We start from the raw sequence: 16,055 nt of genomic DNA on the forward strand, positions 1-16,055 counted from the left end.
AATTTATAAAATTATTTTAATAAGATACAAATAAGTGTACTAATTTATATTTTTAATTAATTTATATAAATAATTTATGTAGTATTGTTTATTTGATAGTCAATAGGGATGTATTAACGGCGATAAGTGAGGAGAATTTCATTCAATTTGGTGTTATATTTGTCATTATTCTGTATATCTTGTTTGTATTTTGCTTCCAGGTAGTTATATTCTCCATCTCTATTTAATTTATCAATTTTTTCCTGTTTGTATATGTCAATGGATTCATTTAATATGTTGTTGAATGTATCTTCCGTAATTTCAGATGAAGGGGTGTTTTTAATCATGTTTTCTATTTCTTCTGTAAGTTCCGTGCCTGTCCATTTGATTTCATAGATTGATTCATTGGATGCGAAATATGCATGGGATTGGTTGTCATGAACAAACTCATTATATTGATAGTAATGTCTGACGGGATGATTGTCGATTGTTAGACTTTCAACAAAATCCTTTTCAGTTGCCCAAAGCCCAATATGTTTTGGAATGGCACCATCAATACATTGGATGGAAAATTCATTCTCTAAGCTATACCGGTCATCTGTAAGTTTTCCATCCTGGTATTTTGATGGTATTTCAAATGTTATTCCGTTTATTTCGGTAGTGGATGTATCCTGTGCCCAAACGCAGCCAACAACCAAAACAAATATGAGGATAATAAAAATTTTTTTCATAATTCTCTTATCTATTAATATATTTGCTATCTTTTAAAAAGCTTTTTAAACACAAATTAACAATATAATTATTGAGAGGGAGTATTATGGCAAAGGATGATAAAAGTAGTGTAAATCCATTTACTGGAAAATCACATTTTGACATTGTCAATGATGATAAATTCTTACAGCAGTCTTATAATGAATATTATTCCATGATTAACCAGTCCCAACTTTTAGATGACACTCCTCAGGGACAATTAGTTCGAAATGTGGCTATTAGATTAATTCAGGCTGTGGAAAATCATTTAGCTCAAATTGGGAGAAGTGATTATACGGAGGATTACTATGATTGGGATTTTCATTTAGTTGCCGACGATACGATTAATGCTTTCTGTATGCCTGGCGGAAAAATTGTAATGTTTTCAGGGATTCTTTCTGTTGCAGATACTGAAGAGAAGGTAGCTTTTATTCTGGGCCATGAAATGGCACATGCACTTCTTGACCATTCAAGAACAAGAATCAGCGCTCAAAATGCTCAAAATGCAGTTACTTCTGTAGCATGGATTGGTAGTTTTGCTCTTGACCTTGTCGGGTTGGGTGAAATTGGGGGTCTTGCAAGAGCAGCCACTAATGTTGCAAGTTTGGGTTCACAATTCTTTTTAATGAATCCATGGGGAAGAGACCAGGAATTGGAGGCCGACAAGCTAGGCATGATGATAATTCATTGGGCGGGTTATGATATTTCCCCAATTCCTCAATTTTGGCAGAACATGGCTGGTGGAAATCCGAATAACCATGATTTTTTCTCAACTCATCCGGCTGATAGTAAAAGAATTGCTGTAATGAATGAACTGATTTGTGAAATTGAAAATGAAAAGGATTTTTACTCAGCTCCAGTTTTAGCTGAAGTTCCAACCCCTAAAAATGAATTTAAAGAATCTCACATGATTGACAATGATAAGAAATATTGTCAAAATTGCGGGGCGGCTGCCGATAAAAGCGATAAGTTCTGCACCAGTTGTGGTGCTAAATTCGAAATTGAATTAAAATGTCCTAATTGCGGCAGTTCTGTTGATGATGGTGATTCGTTTTGCACAATGTGTGGAAGCAAACTTAAATAGGTGATTACATGGATGATAAAGTAAGGTATGTTAGTAAATCTTCATACAGACTTAAAGTTTTAAAATCTATTGGAAATGATGTTAAAATTCCTAAAGAGATTGCTCGGGATAGTGGTATTTTGCCAAATCATATTTCTAATGTTTTAAGACAGTTAAAAGAAAATGAAATTGTTGAATGCATCAATCCTGAAGTGAGAAAAGGGCGTCTTTACAGATTGTCTGAAGAGGGATTGGATGTCTTAAACAAATTGGAATAACTGCTTTTTTTACTTTTTTTCATATTTTTTTCGAAATGTTTATATACTAGTTTTGGTTAATATATTGTGTGTAAGTTAATAACAATTTATTAACAAAGTCCATATTGTAAATCCAAAATTTTAGGAGAAGTGAAAAACATGAAAATTTTACCTCAAAACCAGAACTTAGATTTGATATTTTTAATTGATAGAAGTGGATCAATGCATGGCTCTGAAAAGGATACAATCGGAGGGTTCAATGCATTCATAGAAAAAGAAAGAAAAAAGGAGTTGAACACTACTGTAACAACCATCCTGTTTGATGACGACTATGAAGTTTTATACGAAAGAAAAGATATCAATGATGTCGGTGATTTAACAGAAAATGAGTATTACGTAAGGGGATGCACAGCCCTTTTGGATGCAATTGGAAAAACAATAACAACCCTCAACAGAAAAATAGATAACAAGGCATTGTTTGTTATCATGACTGACGGTATGGAAAATGCATCAGTCGAATTCTCAAAAGAGCAAATCAAAAACATGATCTCTTCCCATACTTGGGAATTCATCTTTATCGGTGCCGATATAGATTCTTACGCAGAAGCGGGGAGCATTGGAATTAGAAGATCAAGAACAGCCCATTATGAAAAATCCAAACGTGGCTTTGAAGATTTATATTCCTCTGTTGAAAATGCATCATGCTGTCTAAGGAATGACATTTCACTGGATGAAGCAAATTGGAAAGGCGATTTGGAAAAATATGACTGACTACTGTTCATATTCAGTCAAATCTCTTATTTTCAATTTTTTGAATGCACGTTTGCGTCTCATGCAACTTTCACAAACGCCGCAATGTTTCTCTCTGCCGGCATAACATGAATAGCTGATTTCCATTGGAGCACCAACTTCAATGCCCAATTTAACAATTTCCTCTTTGTCCAAATCAATGGCTGGTGCTTCAATTCTAATATCCTTAGGCGAGCCAATATGTATTAACTCATTAAAAGCATTTAAAAATTCTTTTGAATTGTCAGGGAATGTTGCAGCTTCTTCTCTGTCCCATCCGACAATTATTGCCTCAGCACCTATGCTTTCGGCAAAAGATGTTGCAATTGATGTAAATACCATATTTCTGGCCGGAACCCAAACGCTGCTTGCAGTTTCGCTGCTTTTTTCAATGTCATCCAATTCCTCTTCTTTGATTTCCGGGATATCGTCATCGGTGTTTAATGTTGAATTGCTAATTTGTGCAAGCCATGGCAGGTCAACAACATAATGCTTAAAATCCATTTTTTTACATATCTCTTTTGAAGCTTTAAGTTCCTGATTAAAACTTTTCTGTCCGTAATTAAATGTTATGGCATGAATTTCATAGTCTTTTGCAAAAACACTTGTTGCAACTGTACAGTCGAGGCCACCGGATAAGACGGATATTGCCTTTTTCATTTTATCATCTCTTTAATCTTTATTAAGGGAAGATTTGTTTTTTTGGCAATTTGTTTTAAATCTTCATATTCTGCTCTGGATGAGATTAACTCTCCATTCACGTATCCGTTCTTGAAGGTCACTTCAAAAGTTTCTCCACATATTTCAAATTCTTTTTTTACAAATTCTCGTTTAGCTATTCCCCGATGCATATTTGGTGCTATTCTAATTCCCAAACTTCCGGTTTCTTTAAAGATCACATCAATTAACCTGTCTCTATTTTGTTTTTGGGATATTACTTTTAAAAGGCTGCCTTGACGATTCTTCTTCATTATTATTGGGGTGATGGAAACATCACTCGCTCCAGCATCTAATAGTTTATCGAATAAATATCCGATTTCTTCACCGGTTAAATGGTCGAGATTGGTTTCGATGACATCTATTTCATCACTTTCTGAAATGTCTGATGATTCAATGATTCTTAAAACATTTGGATGGTTAAAATCTTTTTTACCTGCACCGTAACCTATATTTTTTGGTTTTATCTGTGGAATGAATTCCTTTATTTCATCACAGATTTCAGCATAAATTGCACTGCCTGTTGGGGTTGCAAGTTCACTGTCAACAGGCCCACCAATAATGGGAATGCCCTTCAGTATTTCCATAACGGCAGGTGCTGGAACAGGTATTGTTCCATGTGTTGTTTTTACTCTGCCTCCTCCTACAGCTATTGGAAGGCCGATTATTTTTTTTTCATTGAATTTAAGTGAATAATATGCGTAGATTGACCCAATTACATCTGCCACAGCGTCACTCGCTCCAACTTCATGAAAATGTATTGTATCTAAACTTTTCCCATGAACTTTCGCTTCCGCTTTGGCTATTCGCTCGAATACTTTAATCGAAGCATTTTTGATATCATCTTCCAAATCCAAATTATCAATTTTTTCAATAAATTCCGGATAATTGACTGAATGTTCATCTCTAAGCATTTTCACTTGGCAAAATGTTGAATCGATGCCTTGTTTTGTAACTTTATCAAAATTTACTTCCACTCCTCCAAAGGGTAGAGCTGATTTTTCCATTATCTCCTTTAATTCATCTTTGTTGGCACCTAAATCAACTAATGCTCCTATAATCATATTTCCAGCTATTCCGCTAGATTGTGGGTCAATAATAATTGTCATGATAAAAAATCCTTTTTAACTAGTATGATATAAAATTTAAATTAAATAATTAATATACTATATGTATAATTAATCAGGTTACAACATGAAAATTAATATCATTGAAAAGGATTATGGAGTTTGTATTAATAATCCGAAGCATTTTTTAGCGTTCAGTGACTTTGGCGTTAGTGATGGTATTGACATTGTTGAAAATGTCAATGTGGTCATGGCTAAAGATGATTTCAAGTCAACTGCTAGAAAAGCTGAAACATTTAACCAATCTAAAGGTTCATATATTGCCCAATCAACAGAATCCTTGAATTATTTCAAAAAAACCTATGGCGATTTAACCATTTTTACGTTCATGGCTAATGATGTTGTTGTTGAAGAATTTACTCAACATTTGCAAGTTGCAAACTCTCCTAAAGGTTTTGCTGATGCAAGGATTAACTTAAGCCATATTCTTTACATTGATAAAGTATTGTCTCCAAAGGATTTGTTAAAAGTCTTTAAAGTTGTAGCAAACACAAAATCCCGAGTATTTGCGAATATGCGTTTGCCATTGCATATTCAAAACATCCTGAATACTGATGATTTTCTTGCTGTTCTCTCTGATATTCCTGAAAGTGAAAATGAAAGTTTGGACATTAACAATGCAATCTATGACGATGTTGATTTCGAGGAGTTGAAAGTCCGCATTGAGGATGCAGTGGAAATAAGTATTGAGGATGCCTTTGAAAAACTTGAATTGACATTCGGAATTCTGGATTATTTTGTGGCTGAAGGAATTCTTATTGGTGATTTGGTCGATGCCGGAATGGGACTTGTTGAGGATGTTTGCGATGAGTTAAAACAAAAAATGGAGGCTCAAATTCTCAAATCTCTAAGCGATATTAATGTTGTAATGTTGATTGCTGCTGCAATGAGAACGGAAGATGATTTGAATCGAAACAGAATAAGAGAAAATGATAATTCAGATTATTTGTATGTTGGTGAAGTTTTAGGCATGGCCATTTCAAACCAGATAGCAGGCACAAAAGCAATTTTTAATTTTAAAAGGTATTATGAAGCGAAACCGGGCATTATCTATGGATTGCCTCCTGTGTTGGATGGCATTTTCGCAGGTTTAATAGCCGGTTGCATCTCTAAAATATTTGAGGAATAATTATGGAAGATGATAGTTACTTTGAAGATGAAGAATTTTCACCGATAAAATCTCTGTTGGGACTTTTAACATTTTCAACAATATTGCCGATTAGAGTTTATACTTCAATCGAGTACATGACCAAGTTAACATGGTGCTGGCCTTTCCTACATTTGATTATTGGAATTTTGGCTACTGCTTGTGGTTATATTTGCCTTAATTTCCTACATTTAAATTCATTTTTCACAGCAGCAATGGTTTATGCATTTTTAATGATTATAACAGGATATAATCATTTGGACGGAGTAATGGACATGGCAGATGGAGTCATGGTTCATGGAGATCCTGAACGCAAAATTAAAATCATGAAAGATCCTTCTGTTGGTGCCGGGGGTGTTGCAACATTATTTTTGGTGGCCAGTTTAACAGTTGCCGGACTTTACAACATCTTGGATTATAATTTCATATTTGGCATCATTGTTTGTGAAATGGTTGCAAAAACATCTTTAATCACCACTGCACTTTTGTCCGAACCGTTGGTTCCGGGAATTGGAAGCTATTTTATGTTGGAGACCACTCCTTCAAAATATTTAATCTCCACAATAATTGTCTGTGCAATTTCCTTTTTATTGGGGGGCATTGTTGGTGTATGCGGAATGATGGGAGCGATGTTTTCCGGGATCATAATAGCTTTTATTGCAAGAAGGAATTTCGTGCTGGCTAATGGTGATGTTTTGGGAATGAGCAATGAAGTTGGTCGTTTAATGGCATTATTATTCATGTCAGTAGCTTTATATTTCTTTTAAAACATTTTAACATGTTAAAATCAATATTGATTTTTAAAAAAGCATTAGTTTATTAATTAGTGGTTATATAATTAGTTTTGGTGCGATTTACCACTTACTCATGACATATATAATCACCTCCATAACTTGCATCATTCACACTATCCAACATAATTAAACACCTTCAATTTTTAGCTAGTTAAATAGTAAGTGGTAATCCATCATTCAATTCAAGCAAATTATTATATATCTCAAATTTGAAATATTAGATTAGTTATTTTTTCAAATTAATTATTTTTAATTGATAATATGAATGTGAATGTTTTAAGATTGGACCATAGATTAAAAAGAGATACTCGTATAACAACCCATGTATGTTTGACTGCCCGTGCATTTGGGGCCAGTAAGATATATCTTGCAGGCGAAAGGGATAACAAGCTCATGGATAATGTAAGGGATACTGCTTCAAGATTTGGAGGGTCTTTTGAAATAGAATACACTGAAAGTTATATGGGTGTTATTAACAAGTGGAAAGCCGACGGCGGAAAAGTGGTGCACTTAACAATGTATGGATCACAGGCTCACGAAATTGCTCCTGAGGTCAGGGAGGATGGGTCTGATATTCTGATTATTGTTGGGGGTTCAAAAGTCCCCGGAAAAGTTTATAAGGCTGCTGACTGGAATGTTTCTGTGACAACCCAGCCTCACTCTGAAGTTTCTTCACTTGCCGTATTTCAGCATTTGTTGATGGATGGTAAAGAGTTTGATTTGGAGTTTGAAAATCCGGTGCTTGAAGTCATTCCAACAGCTCACGGGAAAAACGTTAATATACAAAACGAAAATCGTTAAGATATGAAATCATCCAATCTTTTTATAGCTTTTAATTTTTCATCTTTTTTTATGCGGGCCTGGTCAAGTGCATCTCTTATTGTTTGAATGGAATTGTCGTAAACTTCCCTATCAACCGGATATGGAAAACCATCTTTTCCTCCATGTGTAAAGCTATATTTTACGGGGTCTTTCCAACTGGCAGGTTCTCCATAAACCAGGTCTGATATTAAAGCTAATGCTCTTATTTTTTTAGGTCCTATCCCTTGAAGAAGAATTAATTCTTCATAATTTTCAGGTTGGATTTCATATGCTTTTGTTAGAACCTCAAATTCCTTATCTGAAATGTCCATGTCCAAGACAGGGTGGTGTTGAGGCATTGTAAAGTCATCTAGAAGCAATTGGTTATCTTTTCTTTTAAAATATTGTCTTAAGTGGTTGGGGTTATCGTTAATCAGGTCTACACTTATTTTTTGAGCTTCTTCACTGTCTTTTGAAGACATGTTTAGGGTATTTGGGGTTGTTTTATCACATGAAATTCCGCTGTGCGGGTCATTAAGTAGTTGGTCTACTTCTTCTCCCAGCCAATGGTATCTACGAGCATATTTGTTTTCGGTATTTAGGCCCTGTTGAACAACGGCCCAATCTCCTTTTTCTGTTACAAAGAAATTATGTTGATATAATGTGTATCCGTCTTGGATACATGAATTATCAATTTTGGCAGATAATTTACTTGTTTCAATTAGTTTTTCAGTTGTTTTTGTTTTTAAATTGAATATCTCTCCGGCCCGTTTAATTCCATTCGGAGTTTTTCTGGATTTTGCACCTTTTCCTCCAGTTAGATATATCCCATGTTCTTCTGGAGATAATGCTGATTTTAAAGCACCTAGGGTGGTTGTTGTGGTTCCTGAAGAGTGCCAATCAAAACCTAAAACGCATGAGAATGCTTGAAACCAGTAGGGATTTGAAATTCTGTTTAAAAATTCATTTAAACTATACTCTTCAATGATGACTGAAGCTAAAGCTCCTGATAATTTAACCATTCTTGAAAATAACCATAATGGGGGGTGTCCTCCATGAAGGGGTAAATTAACTGCTCCTCTTCTTTGCATGAATTGTTATATATAATTGATATGTATTGGCTTTTTAGTAAGAGCATTTGAAAAGTATTGGAGTTAATTTTTTTGGCCAGCATTGTAATTTTTCAATTCATTTCTTTGAAATCTTAAAAAATGAAAATATTTATTATTTGGCTTTATAATAAATATTCATTAAATCAATCAATAATTAAGAGGTTTTTACTTTGAATAAAAAAATAGAACTGTCAATGTTTTTGATGCTGGTTCTCTTTTTTTCAATTAGTGCAGTTCAAGCAAATGAAATCAATACAACTGATTCTCAAACATTGAATTTGGATGAAGATATTCATATTCAACTTGAAAATACAACTCCATTTGAGAAATTGGAATCTGTCGATTCAAATAATTTATCCGCCAATAACGATTATGCAATTTTAAACGATAATAACAAAAATCAAACAGAAATAAAATCACCGACAACCGGAATATATCTGAACGGGTGTTTTAATGTAATCCTAAAAGATGCAAATGCAAACACAACATTGCCTAATAAGCCTGTTAACTTTATCATAAATAATGTTAATTACAGTGCCGTTACGGATAATGACGGTTTGGCTAGCATTAAATTAAATCTAAAACCGGGCAATTATAAGGTAACAGCATATTTTGCAGGTGATGACATTTATGATGCCAGCGATAACCTGACATCAACGGTTAAAATAATTCCAACAATCAAGACAAAAAACATATCCAAATATTATAAAGGAAGCACAAAATACGTTGCAACCTTTTTAGATAGTTGGGGAAAAGTTTTAACAAATACTCTGGTTAAAGTCACAGTCAACGGCAAAGCATACAGCAAGAAAACCAATAATAAAGGCGTTGTAAGTATGCCGGTGAATCTTAAGCCGGGCACCTATAAAGTCATTTCCACCAATCCTATCACAGGATATAAGATAACCACCACAGTTAAAATATTGTCCACAATCAATTCGAAAAATCTCAATAAGGTCTTGGGAGATAATAGGAAATTTGTTGCAAAATTTTTAAAAAGCAATGGAAAGGCTTTGAATAACCAATATGTTAAACTCAAAATCAACGGTAAGATTTACAATGTCAAAACAAACTTCAAAGGTCAGGCAGTTCTCTCATTTAATAATTTCAAACAGGGCATATACAAAGTAATTTCATATAATAAGGATGGGTTATCAAAAACTAACACTGTTAAACTTTTCAACATCGCAAACACTAAACTGACTTCTCATTTTTATACAATTTTACCAACAGATAAAAATAAGGAAATCAAGATTGAATTGTCCACTAGTTTGGGGGGTAATTCAAATTCTGGGAAAATCATCAAAATAAAAATTAATGGAAAAACTTATTATAGGAAAACAGATGGTGATGGTGTTGCACATCTTAATGTGGCATCATTTAAAAAAGGTTATTATGCTGTTGAATATGATTTTGATGGAAATAAATTTTTCAAGCCATCAAAAGCAAAAAATTTTGTCACAATACTTGATGGCACAAAAACATCATTTGTAGTTAAAAGCACAACCAAATTCGGTTATGGTGCAGGCACACAATTGAAAGTAGCTTTCATGGCAGGTGGTGTCCCTTTAGCTAAAAGGACTATGACCTTAAGTATTGCGGGTAAAAACTATACTAGAATTACGGATGATAAGGGAATTGTATTCATACCCATCAACCAAAAGATCGGCAAGTACAATGTAGTCTGTAAAACATACAAGCAATATAAAATTGATGGCAATTCAAAATCTTTCCAAATAACAGTCTTCAAAAGAAGCCTTCCTAAACTTGCTTGGAAAAGCGGAAGTGTATATAAGGACTATTCACAATTTTTCAAAGTATTGTTAACAGATTCCAAGGGAAAAGGCATTAATGGCGGAAATATTGTGCTGTCAATTGATTCCAATAATCGCTTTGCAAAAACATCATCGAATGGATATGCCGGATTCAGAACTAGCGTTGCAATAGGCAAATACAAGGTTTCATTTAAATTCACGGGCAATAACGAGTATCTTCCATGCTCTGCATCTAAATACATTAATGTTAAGCTTTCCAAGTTTGGTGCAGGTCTAAATGAAGCAAAAGGTGCTTCTTCAAGCGCATATCTCTACTCATCCAGCCATTGTCCTGTGAACAATGCAAAAATTAAAGCATTGGTAAAATCATTGACCCGTGGCTTAACAGATAAGATAGACAAAGCGAAATCTTTGTTTAATTATGTGAGGGACAATGTAAGCTATAGCTATTACTATGACTCTAAACTTGGAGCAGTGGGAGCACTAAACGCTAAAACAGGTAACTGCGTTGACCAAGCACACTTACTGGTCTCAATGTATCGGACAGCTGGTTTTAAAGCAAGATATGTACATGGAACATGTTTATTTGCCGACGGCATTTTCGGGCATGTCTGGACTCAGGTCTTAATAGGCAATACCTGGGTTTGCGGAGACCCGATTAATCATAAAAACTCTTTGGGAAAAGTGTTATACTGGAATACAAATTCTTATAAGTTAAATGGCAGATATGCAAGTCTTCCATTTTAATTCTATTTTTTTTATTTTAATTTTTTCATTAACATTTATTTTTTACATAAATTTCAAATTTAAACAAAACTTTAATAAGTAATGGTTACCATATTTATTAATGTTATATTTATTAACAAATTATTTAATCAAAATTATTAAGGAGCGTAATTTTTATGGCTATAGATAACGGAGATTTTGTTAGAGTAAACTTTACTGGTAAAGTTAAAGAAACTGATGAAGTATTTGATACTACTTATGATGAAATTGCACAGGAAGCAGGTATTTTTGAAGAAAATAAAACTTACAAACCAATCCCTATTGTAGTTGGTGGAAACCATTTATTACCTGCAATCGAAGAAGCTATTAAAGGATTAGAAGCTGGAGAAACCAAACATATTGAAGTAGATTCCGACAATGCTTTCGGTCCACGCAATCCTAAATTAATTCAATTAGTACCAATCAAAGAATTCAGAAAACAAGGCATGAATCCTGTTCCTGGTATGAGAATCAACTCTGAAGGAACCACAGGTAAAATATTAACCGTAAACGGCGGAAGAGTAAAAGTTGATTTCAACCACGAATTGGCAGGAAAAGACTTGATTTATGATGTTGAAGTATGTGAAGTCATTGAAGATGATGAAGAAAAAATCAAAAGTATGATTGAGTTACACTACTCAAATCCTAATGTGGACATTGATAAAACCGAAATCGACATAGTTGATGGCGTTGCAAACATCAAATTGGATGAAATGGCTAAATTCGACCAGCAATCTTACATGGACGTTACTTTTGCAAGATTCAGAATAGCTAAAGACATCTGGGACAACATCGAAGACATTACCAAAGTTAATTTCGTAGATGAATTCGAAAAAAGAGAAGAATCTTCAGATGATGAAGAAGATGAAGAATAGAATTTTCACATGAGTTATTTTTAAAATAACTCCATTACTTACTTTTTTTTTAAACAATATTTTAAATACTATTTCTGATAAACTCTCATTCATGTTAGAACTTGATGAATTATTGGCTATTTTTAATGAAGAAAAAACACTGACGATGGATGAGGAGGCTGCCTTAACTTGCAATTATTATTCTCAGGAAGCACAAAAGATTACTTGTGAACTTAACAATAAATATCATGATTTCGATGAAATTCGCGAATTATTTTCTAAATTGATAGGTAAGCAGGTTAGTGATGATTTTAGAGTTTTCCCTCCTTTCACAACAGATTTTGGAAAGAATATACATCTTGGAAAGAATGTTTTCATCAATTCAGGCTGCAGATTCCAGGACCAGGGAGGAATATATATTGGCGATAATGTGCTGGTTGGCCATAATGTTGTTTTGGCAACTCTGAATCATGATGAAAACCCTAAAAAAAGAGGTAATTTAATCCCTGCACCTATAAAAATAGGCAATGATGTGTGGATTGGATCCAATGTCACTATTCTTTCAGGAGTTACAATTGGAGAGGGGGCCATTGTTGCGGCAGGGGCTGTTGTTACAAAAAATGTTGCGGAAAATACCGTCGTTGGTGGTGTTCCCGCACGCTACATCAGAGATATCAGAATGGATTAGATTTTTTCTCCTTTGTGAATTGCTACAATTCCGGGGATTCTGTCCACATTCAGTCTGAACATGGCTTCCATGCCTTCATGTTCGAATAGAACACATTCCTTTTTTAATACTTTGCTTGTAAGCAGTGCCGCTACTGGAGGGGTTATGACAAAAATGGAATTGTTTTCATCAAGGTGTTTGGCGGTTTCATCACTCAGCATCCCTTTTCCAATATGGATTTTAACGCCATTTTTACTTAAGCAGGGTATTGTAGATTCTATTTCTTCCTTATTGCTTGTTGTTGGTGCAATTCCGGCATCACTAAATGCTGTATGCATAATTGCGCTGCCTTTTAAATCGAAAGGAACCTCATTATTCTCAATTAACTCAACTAATTGTGGAAGGGCGGCATCACGGCCTGTATAAATGGTTCCGGAAATGGTTATTTGCTGGCCCACATTAAGATTATCTAAATCGGCATCGGAAATTGGTGTAGTTAGATTTATCATAATTATTATTTTATTTTAATTTTTTATAAGTTTTTTAATTTATCACGATTTTTCATAAGATATTTAAATGTTTATTAACATATATAATTAATATTCTATATTTATTTATGATAAATATATTAGGAGATTTTAAAATTGATTATTATTGATGAAAATTTATGTAAAGGATGTCATCTTTGCTTATTCATGTGCTATAAGAATGTATATGCAATATCTCCTGAAACTAATAAAAAAGGAGTCCAGTTACCTTTTGTTAAGTTTGAAGAGAGATGTACAAAATGCGGCACTTGTGAGATTGCATGTCCTGATCAGGCTATTACAGTAGATTTACCAGAGAATTGGTGGATGAAAGAAGACAATGATGTTAACTTTAATCCTAATTTTACAAAGGAGAAATAAACATGGCGGAAGAATTTTTTATTCAAGGAAATGAAGCATGCGCTAAAGGAGCAATAGCTGCAGGCTGCAGATTTTTTGCAGGATATCCTATCACTCCATCCACAGAAATTGCAGAAACTTTAGCAAGAGAATTGCCAAAGGTCGGAGGTTCATTTGTTCAAATGGAAGATGAAATTGCTTCTGCTGGCGCTATCATAGGTGGCTCTTGGGGAGGAGCTAAATCAATGACTGCAACATCCGGACCGGGTATTTCATTAATGCAGGAAAATATAGGTTATGCATTCATGAGCGAAACTCCAATTGTTGTCGTTGATGTTCAAAGGGGTTCCCCTTCTACTGCCCAACCAACCATGGCTGCACAAGGTGATATGATGCAGGCTCGTTGGGGATCTCATGGGGATTATGAACCGATTGCATTGTCTCCATCAAGCGTCCAGGAATTCTTTGATTTCACAATAAAGGCTTTTAATTTGGCTGAAGAATACAGGGTGCCTGTTTTTGTCATGGCTGATGAAGTTATAGGTCATATGAGAGAAAAGATAGTTGTGGAAGATAATATTGAAATTGTTCCAAGAAAAAGACCTGAAAAATCAGATGACTATCTGCCGTTTGAAAATGTTGAAAATGGAACAACTCCTATGCCTGCATTCGGTGACGGTTTTAACATACATGTAACAGGGCTCACTCACGATGAAAGAGGTTATCCTGACACCAACAATCCTGAAACTCATGATAAACTTATTCAGAGAATTTGTGATAAGATCTTAAACAATAAAGATAAAATCTGCTCTGTAAAATCCGAAAAATGTGAAGATGCAGATATCATTATCGTTTCTTATGGTGCACCGGTAAGATCTGTTGTTGAAGCGGTTAACAGAACAGATAAAAAAGTCGGCTATATTAAAATTGATACTCCATGGCCGTTCCCTGATGAACAGATTGCAGAAATTACAAAGAATGCCGGCGATATACTTGTTGTTGAAATGAATTTAGGTCAGATGTATTATGAAGTTGACCGTGTTTGTAAAAGAAACTCAAATGTTCATTTGATGGGAGTTATCGGAGGATTATTACCTACTCCTGATGAAATAGTGGAACAGATTGATAGGATAGGAGGAAACTAAAATGACTGAACAAAAACAAAATAGATTTCTCCCTTATTTAAGAGAAGACAGATTGCCTCACATATTCTGTCCGGGATGTGGAAATGGAGCCATTATCAATGCATTTCTGGCTGCAATGGAAAAGGCTGAAATGGATTTTGATAATATTGCAATGGTTTCTGGAATCGGATGTTCTTCAAGAATTCCAGGATATCTGAAATGCGATTCTCTCCATACTACTCATGGAAGGGCATTAAGTTTTGCAACCGGTCTCAAAACAGCAAATAAAGACTTGGATGTGGTTGTATTTACTGGTGATGGTGATGCAGCATCCATAGGGGGCAATCATTTAATTCATGCAGCTAGAAGAAACATTAACCTTACTGTAATATGTATCAATAATAATATTTATGGTATGACTGGTGGTCAAATCAGCCCTACATCTCCTAAAGGCAGTTTTGGAACAACTGCACCATATGGTAATCAGGATACTCCATTCAATTTAGCAGAACTTGTTGCCGCAGCAGGTGCAACTTACTCTGCAAGATGGACTACTGTTCAAATGGAAAACCTTGTTTTATCCATTAAGGACGGATTAAAAAACCCTGGGTTTTCATTTATTGAAGTTGCAACTCAATGCCCAACTTACTTCGGCCGTAAGAACAAATTGAAAACACCTACTGCAATGGCAGCCGTTATGAAAGCGAACACTGTCTTCAAATCTGCTGCAGATAGGATGAGACCAAAAGAATTGGAAGGAAAAATTGTAGTTGGTGAATTTGCAAATACTCAAAAAAGCGAATTCACAGAAAACATTGATAAAATTAGTGTAGAGAAATCTGGTAAGAAAACTCTTATCAATTCTGCATATGAAGCGGAGTTATAGGTGGATAAAATGAGAACTGAAATTAGAATTTGTGGATTTGGAGGTCAGGGAATTATTCTTGCAGGTATTATCTTAGGTAAATCTGCAAGCCTTTTTGATAATAAGGAAGCTGTTCAAACCCAATCATATGGTCCTGAAGCTCGTGGGGGAGCTTCTAAATGTGAAGTTGTTATAAGTGACAGTGAAGTTGATTATCCGAAGGTTCAAAGTCCAGATATTTTGGTGGCCATGTCCAACGAAGCTTTAATGAAATATATTGTGGATTTAAAGGATGAAGGAATATTGATTGTTGATCCCGGAACAACCGATGTTGAGGATGTTAGGGAATTTATCGATGAGCATAATATTAAAGTTTATGAGGCTCCTGCAACCAAAACAGCTACTGATGAGATTGGATTAAAAATCGTAGCCAATATTGTTATGGTCGGAGCTATTACAAAAATTACTAAAGTTATATCTAAAGAAGCGGCTATTAAAGCTATTGAAGTTAGTGTTCCTAAAGGAACCGAAGAAAAAAATATTGCTGCTTTTGAGGCAGGATATGCTTTAGCGGAATAGGTG

At 34.6% G+C, this 16,055-nt stretch carries 18 protein-coding genes; 13 read left to right on the plus strand and 5 right to left on the minus strand.

Translation table 11 applies throughout. The annotated features are described in order from the left end of the window. Positions 1–113 precede the first annotated feature (113 nt). Entirely contained in the window at positions 114–710 is a 597-nt protein-coding gene (locus tag Q4Q55_RS03185; protein ID WP_303371375.1) for a hypothetical protein, read from the minus strand. A gap of 86 nt (positions 711–796) precedes the next feature. On the opposite strand from Q4Q55_RS03185, the gene Q4Q55_RS03190 reads away from it, so the two are divergent. From Q4Q55_RS03190 to Q4Q55_RS03200, 3 genes are all read left to right on the plus strand, one after another. Next, positions 797–1,813 carry a M48 family metallopeptidase gene (locus Q4Q55_RS03190; protein WP_303371376.1) on the plus strand — a complete coding sequence of 339 codons (1,017 nt, stop codon included), beginning with the start codon at positions 797–799 and terminating at the stop codon, positions 1,811–1,813. Between the two features lie 8 nt (positions 1,814–1,821). Beyond that, positions 1,822–2,070, plus strand: a complete 249-nt coding sequence (locus Q4Q55_RS03195) for a transcriptional regulator (protein WP_303371377.1) — start codon at positions 1,822–1,824, stop codon at positions 2,068–2,070. A gap of 138 nt (positions 2,071–2,208) precedes the next feature. Beyond that, complete coding sequence (locus tag Q4Q55_RS03200) at positions 2,209–2,820, plus strand: vWA domain-containing protein (RefSeq protein ID WP_303371378.1); 612 nt, start codon at positions 2,209–2,211, stop codon at positions 2,818–2,820. Here Q4Q55_RS03200 and queC read toward each other — a convergent pair whose 3' ends face one another. Then, positions 2,821–3,498 carry a 7-cyano-7-deazaguanine synthase QueC gene (gene queC / locus Q4Q55_RS03205; protein ID WP_303371379.1) on the minus strand — a complete coding sequence of 226 codons (678 nt, stop codon included), beginning with the start codon at positions 3,496–3,498 and terminating at the stop codon, positions 2,821–2,823. It abuts the gene before it with no gap. Then, positions 3,495–4,664 (minus strand): nickel pincer cofactor biosynthesis protein LarC, encoded by a 1,170-nt coding sequence (gene larC / locus Q4Q55_RS03210; protein ID WP_303371380.1) that lies wholly within the window; start codon positions 4,662–4,664, stop codon positions 3,495–3,497. The genes queC and larC overlap by 4 nt, the downstream gene beginning before the upstream one ends. Positions 4,665–4,749: 85 nt before the next feature. On the opposite strand from larC, the gene Q4Q55_RS03215 reads away from it, so the two are divergent. From Q4Q55_RS03215 to Q4Q55_RS03225, 3 genes are all read left to right on the plus strand, one after another. Continuing rightward, positions 4,750–5,811 (plus strand): phosphatidylglycerophosphatase, encoded by a 1,062-nt coding sequence (locus tag Q4Q55_RS03215; protein WP_303371381.1) that lies wholly within the window; start codon positions 4,750–4,752, stop codon positions 5,809–5,811. Positions 5,812–5,813: 2 nt separating this feature from the next. Then, positions 5,814–6,596, plus strand: a complete 783-nt coding sequence (cobS, locus tag Q4Q55_RS03220) for an adenosylcobinamide-GDP ribazoletransferase (protein WP_303371382.1) — start codon at positions 5,814–5,816, stop codon at positions 6,594–6,596. Positions 6,597–6,884: 288 nt separating this feature from the next. Then, positions 6,885–7,424 (plus strand): tRNA (cytidine(56)-2'-O)-methyltransferase, encoded by a 540-nt coding sequence (locus Q4Q55_RS03225; protein ID WP_303371383.1) that lies wholly within the window; start codon positions 6,885–6,887, stop codon positions 7,422–7,424. Here the strand turns inward: Q4Q55_RS03225 and Q4Q55_RS03230 are convergent. Further along, positions 7,421–8,515, minus strand: coding sequence for a DUF763 domain-containing protein (locus Q4Q55_RS03230; protein ID WP_303371384.1), 1,095 nt, complete (start codon positions 8,513–8,515; stop codon positions 7,421–7,423). The two genes, Q4Q55_RS03225 and Q4Q55_RS03230, sit on opposite strands and share 4 nt — an antisense overlap. Before the next feature lie 191 nt (positions 8,516–8,706). Here Q4Q55_RS03230 and Q4Q55_RS03235 point away from each other — a divergent pair, with 191 nt between their 5' ends. The 3 genes from Q4Q55_RS03235 to Q4Q55_RS03245 all read left to right on the plus strand — a co-directional run bounded on the left by Q4Q55_RS03235 (position 8,707) and on the right by Q4Q55_RS03245 (position 12,618). Further along, positions 8,707–11,058 (plus strand): transglutaminase domain-containing protein, encoded by a 2,352-nt coding sequence (locus tag Q4Q55_RS03235; RefSeq protein ID WP_303371385.1) that lies wholly within the window; start codon positions 8,707–8,709, stop codon positions 11,056–11,058. Positions 11,059–11,213: 155 nt separating this feature from the next. After that, positions 11,214–11,951, plus strand: coding sequence for a peptidylprolyl isomerase (locus Q4Q55_RS03240; RefSeq protein ID WP_303371386.1), 738 nt, complete (start codon positions 11,214–11,216; stop codon positions 11,949–11,951). Positions 11,952–12,042: 91 nt separating this feature from the next. Further along, positions 12,043–12,618, plus strand: a complete 576-nt coding sequence (locus Q4Q55_RS03245) for a sugar O-acetyltransferase (RefSeq protein WP_303371387.1) — start codon at positions 12,043–12,045, stop codon at positions 12,616–12,618. Here the strand turns inward: Q4Q55_RS03245 and Q4Q55_RS03250 are convergent. Continuing rightward, positions 12,615–13,106, minus strand: coding sequence for a fumarate hydratase C-terminal domain-containing protein (locus Q4Q55_RS03250; protein WP_303371388.1), 492 nt, complete (start codon positions 13,104–13,106; stop codon positions 12,615–12,617). The two genes, Q4Q55_RS03245 and Q4Q55_RS03250, sit on opposite strands and share 4 nt — an antisense overlap. A gap of 135 nt (positions 13,107–13,241) precedes the next feature. On the opposite strand from Q4Q55_RS03250, the gene Q4Q55_RS03255 reads away from it, so the two are divergent. Genes Q4Q55_RS03255 through Q4Q55_RS03270 form a run of 4 tightly spaced genes read left to right on the plus strand, consistent with a single transcriptional unit; the run spans position 13,242 to position 16,052 of the window. Next, on the plus strand, positions 13,242–13,505 hold the full coding sequence (locus Q4Q55_RS03255) for a ferredoxin family protein (protein WP_303371389.1): 264 nt from the start codon (positions 13,242–13,244) through the stop codon (positions 13,503–13,505). Between the two features lie 2 nt (positions 13,506–13,507). Further along, positions 13,508–14,629 (plus strand): 2-oxoacid:acceptor oxidoreductase subunit alpha, encoded by a 1,122-nt coding sequence (locus Q4Q55_RS03260; RefSeq protein WP_303371390.1) that lies wholly within the window; start codon positions 13,508–13,510, stop codon positions 14,627–14,629. A gap of 1 nt (position 14,630) precedes the next feature. Continuing rightward, the gene (locus Q4Q55_RS03265; protein WP_303371391.1) at positions 14,631–15,494 is read left to right on the plus strand and encodes a 2-oxoacid:ferredoxin oxidoreductase subunit beta; all 864 of its coding nucleotides are present in this window, start codon (positions 14,631–14,633) and stop codon (positions 15,492–15,494) included. 9 nt (positions 15,495–15,503) lie between these two features. Then, a complete protein-coding gene (locus tag Q4Q55_RS03270; RefSeq protein ID WP_303371392.1) occupies positions 15,504–16,052 on the plus strand; it encodes a 2-oxoacid:ferredoxin oxidoreductase subunit gamma in 549 nt (182 codons plus the stop codon). Positions 16,053–16,055: the final 3 nt, after the last annotated feature.

This window comes from Methanobrevibacter sp., assembly GCF_030539555.1.
In the GTDB taxonomy this organism is placed as follows: Archaea; Methanobacteriota; Methanobacteria; order Methanobacteriales; family Methanobacteriaceae; genus Methanocatella.

Excerpts from the sequence above, each read along its gene's own strand:
- Q4Q55_RS03195 (WP_303371377.1), top strand. The coding sequence starts at position 1,822 with ATGGATGATAAAGTAAGGTATGTTAGTAAATCTTCATACAGACTTAAA.
- Q4Q55_RS03185 (WP_303371375.1), bottom strand. The coding sequence starts at position 710 with ATGAAAAAAATTTTTATTATCCTCATATTTGTTTTGGTTGTTGGCTGC.
- cobS (WP_303371382.1), top strand. The coding sequence starts at position 5,814 with ATGGAAGATGATAGTTACTTTGAAGATGAAGAATTTTCACCGATAAAA.
- Q4Q55_RS03245 (WP_303371387.1), top strand. The coding sequence starts at position 12,043 with ATGTTAGAACTTGATGAATTATTGGCTATTTTTAATGAAGAAAAAACA.
- Q4Q55_RS03230 (WP_303371384.1), bottom strand. The coding sequence starts at position 8,515 with ATGCAAAGAAGAGGAGCAGTTAATTTACCCCTTCATGGAGGACACCCC.
- Q4Q55_RS03270 (WP_303371392.1), top strand. The coding sequence starts at position 15,504 with ATGAGAACTGAAATTAGAATTTGTGGATTTGGAGGTCAGGGAATTATT.
- Q4Q55_RS03225 (WP_303371383.1), top strand. The coding sequence starts at position 6,885 with ATGAATGTGAATGTTTTAAGATTGGACCATAGATTAAAAAGAGATACT.
- Q4Q55_RS03215 (WP_303371381.1), top strand. The coding sequence starts at position 4,750 with ATGAAAATTAATATCATTGAAAAGGATTATGGAGTTTGTATTAATAAT.
- Q4Q55_RS03200 (WP_303371378.1), top strand. The coding sequence starts at position 2,209 with ATGAAAATTTTACCTCAAAACCAGAACTTAGATTTGATATTTTTAATT.
- larC (WP_303371380.1), bottom strand. The coding sequence starts at position 4,664 with ATGACAATTATTATTGACCCACAATCTAGCGGAATAGCTGGAAATATG.
- Q4Q55_RS03190 (WP_303371376.1), top strand. The coding sequence starts at position 797 with ATGGCAAAGGATGATAAAAGTAGTGTAAATCCATTTACTGGAAAATCA.
- Q4Q55_RS03265 (WP_303371391.1), top strand. The coding sequence starts at position 14,631 with ATGACTGAACAAAAACAAAATAGATTTCTCCCTTATTTAAGAGAAGAC.
- Q4Q55_RS03250 (WP_303371388.1), bottom strand. The coding sequence starts at position 13,106 with ATGATAAATCTAACTACACCAATTTCCGATGCCGATTTAGATAATCTT.
- Q4Q55_RS03240 (WP_303371386.1), top strand. The coding sequence starts at position 11,214 with ATGGCTATAGATAACGGAGATTTTGTTAGAGTAAACTTTACTGGTAAA.
- queC (WP_303371379.1), bottom strand. The coding sequence starts at position 3,498 with ATGAAAAAGGCAATATCCGTCTTATCCGGTGGCCTCGACTGTACAGTT.
- Q4Q55_RS03260 (WP_303371390.1), top strand. The coding sequence starts at position 13,508 with ATGGCGGAAGAATTTTTTATTCAAGGAAATGAAGCATGCGCTAAAGGA.